Genomic DNA, 2,629 nt, shown 5'->3' on the forward strand with positions numbered 1-2,629 from the left:
GAGCGTTATATGTACGGAAAGTTATGACGTTAAACAATGAAATAGTGCTCAAATCGTTGATAGGCTATGGCTTGTTTTTCTTTATTATTTGGCTTGTGCTCGCGGGCGTTTTGATTTTTTCAGGTTCTGCTGAGTTTTCCGTTAGAGGTTTAGGGTTTTCGTTCCTAGTGCTTCAAGTTCCAACTTTGGTTCTTGTAATTAAAACAAAGTTACGACTTAGTAAAAGTGCAATAAAATGAGCAATGTACATATAACAAGGCGCATCACTCGCTCCCTTCGGTCGCTGGGATGCCAACCGCTGTGCGGTCGTCACCCGTGTGCTTTGCGTTAGGCTTCTAGATAATGAATACTGCTAAATTACTAACACTCATTTTAATCGTAGCATTTCTTAGTGGTTGCTATAGAGGTGATGGCAAATATACATCAGAGGGACTCTGGCCATTTGTCAATTATAAGGTCGAGCTTCCACAGTTTGAGCTTCGACCAGGCACAGAAGAACGGTTCAGCTTGGCTGGGTATAAGTCGCATGGCCGTTCTCTTCTTAGACTAACGGTTAGATCATCTGCGTCAGTTGCATTCCACGAGATGGATACTATCGTTGAAGTTCGGATTGCAGATAGCCGTGGAACTATTTATTTTCACAGGAATGGTCCACTTAATCAGCATTATTTAAGAATGGTTTCTGAAGGCACAGCGTCCTATGCCAACGATACCGAGTGGTTTGCTAGGTATCAGTACGGTGATCCAGAGTATGATAAGCGTGTTGTACCGTTTAATAGTTCATCAACCCCAACAAACCTTAACGAAATGGTGTATTGGCATTTTTTCCCTACAGAGAGTAAAAACCTTCATGTTGATATTAATGTGTCGGGTGGATCGATTGATTTAGAGGGCGTGAATGCACAGATCTCAGTTTCATCAGGATGGAAATAGCTTGCATCCAGAGCCTAACAATCCGCTGCAGAGAGACCAAAGTATGTTGTCATGTCTTTCGCTTGCGCAAAAGCCACGCCAACATACTTTGGCTCCTGAGCAGGGGCGTTAAATAGCCAAGGAGAGTTAGGCTGAGCTATGACCTACGAAGAGTTCTATTACAGTATCGATTGTAAGTTTCCATACCATGATGAAGCGGCATGGAAACAATTAATCGCTGTGGCTCATGATATTGGTGAGGACGCGCCATTCTTAGTACTTCATGAAATATGCCGTGTGCCTGCGTCTGAAGTATTGGAGCCTGAAAAACATCTGGTAATATATGAATATTGGAAAGCATCCTTCTCGTCTCCTGTTCAACAAATAGTGGAGCCTGCTTGCTTGTCGTATATCAACAAGCAGGAACTCAGTGAGTATCAAGCTCTTGATATTATGGATAAACTAGCTCAGTACCCAAATAACATTAATGCTCTTCAGGTTGTTTTATTTTCTTGTGACGATGAAACAGGCTTAGTTGATGAAAAGTATGAAAAAATTATTGAGCAGTGGAAGGCTATTTAACAATCCGCGTCATTCGGGGCCTCCGGCCCCTGCGACGCTCACAAGTTCGCGCGCATGCGCGGGGCGTTAGAAGTTAAGGAGTAAGCTTTGGAATCATGGATTTCGTCGGGATTGATTGGTGGATTGGTTGCGGTTGTAATTGGAGTAATCTTTACCAATGCAGCCAGAGGGAAGGCAACCAACGGAGAGCTTAAACATGGTCTACTTATTCTTATTCTCGCACTCGCCTGTTTAGCATTCTCATTATTTGCTGTCTGGGCATTTTTCTATGATGAAGATGTGCATGAAAAAACTAGTGAATTTGTCGCTGTCTTAGGATTGTTTTTTGGCTTTGGAATTGCAGCAATCGCCTGTTTCGCTGAGTATTTTAAAGTCAAAGGCCGCTTTGATTCACGCGGTATTGAGTTTCATACGCCATGGACGGGAACAAAAAAAGAAAATTGGGATGATCTGGTTTCAGCAAAATTCAACGCTTCTATGTATTGGTATACGCTTAAATTTAAGTCCGGTAAAAAAGTGCGTTTATCCTCATACTTGCACGGCCATGGTGAAGTCCTAGCCATATTAAAAGAGCGAGGCTATGACTTCTAACAAGGCAAGTCAGCAACGCACCTTCGGTGCTGGACTCGCTAACGCTCGCCGCTGCTTGCGGCGTTATATTTTTTGAGTAGTCATGAGCACAATAATTAGAACTGTAATAACGTCACTACTTTTATTTATGTTGCCGATAGCCGCTTATCAGGCATACAAAATATTGCTTATTGGTAGCTGCGATCCAAAGTTTGGCTGTTGGGGCACCTTCCAACTTAGCTTGTTAATTGGCTCAGCGTACTGTTTTATATCTCTAGTTGCATTAATCACGGTTCAGTTGGTATCCAAAGTAAACATGCTCAATGTGCTAGCTGTGTTGGTAACGCTGCTACTCGGGGCAGCACATTGGTTTGTGCTTTCGATTGAGTTTTTAGATTCACTAACCATGCAGGTGCTATTTTGGCTGGTGCTGTCAGGTGTGCTTTATTCACTTGCAGCGGTAATTTCAAAAAAATATAACAAGCAAAGCCAGCCGACGCGTAACGCGCAGCTGCTTTGAGCGTTAGTGCGTCAAGCGTAAGCGTTGCAGCAACCACACCATCCA

5 protein-coding genes are annotated in these 2,629 nt (G+C 43.1%); 4 read left to right on the plus strand and 1 reads right to left on the minus strand.

Going from position 1 to position 2,629, the window contains the following annotated elements:
* The 4 genes from WG68_RS19895 to WG68_RS18850 all read left to right on the plus strand — a co-directional run.
* A partial coding sequence (locus WG68_RS19895) for a hypothetical protein (protein ID WP_046559262.1) occupies positions 1 to 239 on the plus strand: 239 nt, incomplete at its 5' end.
* Between the two features lie 103 nt (positions 240 to 342).
* Positions 343 to 933 (plus strand): hypothetical protein, encoded by a 591-nt coding sequence (locus WG68_RS18840; RefSeq protein ID WP_046559263.1) that lies wholly within the window; start codon positions 343 to 345, stop codon positions 931 to 933.
* A 138-nt stretch (positions 934 to 1,071) separates the two neighbouring features.
* Positions 1,072 to 1,494, plus strand: a complete 423-nt coding sequence (locus tag WG68_RS18845) for a hypothetical protein (protein ID WP_046559264.1) — start codon at positions 1,072 to 1,074, stop codon at positions 1,492 to 1,494.
* A gap of 87 nt (positions 1,495 to 1,581) precedes the next feature.
* Positions 1,582 to 2,085, plus strand: a complete 504-nt coding sequence (locus tag WG68_RS18850) for a hypothetical protein (RefSeq protein ID WP_046559265.1) — start codon at positions 1,582 to 1,584, stop codon at positions 2,083 to 2,085.
* A gap of 299 nt (positions 2,086 to 2,384) precedes the next feature.
* Here WG68_RS18850 and WG68_RS19900 read toward each other — a convergent pair.
* A partial coding sequence (locus tag WG68_RS19900) for a hypothetical protein (protein ID WP_235357796.1) occupies positions 2,385 to 2,629 on the minus strand: 245 nt, incomplete at its 5' end.

Source organism: Arsukibacterium ikkense (genome assembly GCF_000987775.1).
In the GTDB taxonomy this organism is placed as follows: domain Bacteria; phylum Pseudomonadota; class Gammaproteobacteria; order Enterobacterales; family Alteromonadaceae; genus Alishewanella; species Alishewanella ikkense.

Bases quoted from the DNA above. Each gene is read 5' to 3' on its own strand.
- WG68_RS18840 (WP_046559263.1), top strand. From the start codon at position 343: ATGAATACTGCTAAATTACTAACACTCATTTTAATCGTAGCATTTCTT.
- WG68_RS18845 (WP_046559264.1), top strand. From the start codon at position 1,072: ATGACCTACGAAGAGTTCTATTACAGTATCGATTGTAAGTTTCCATAC.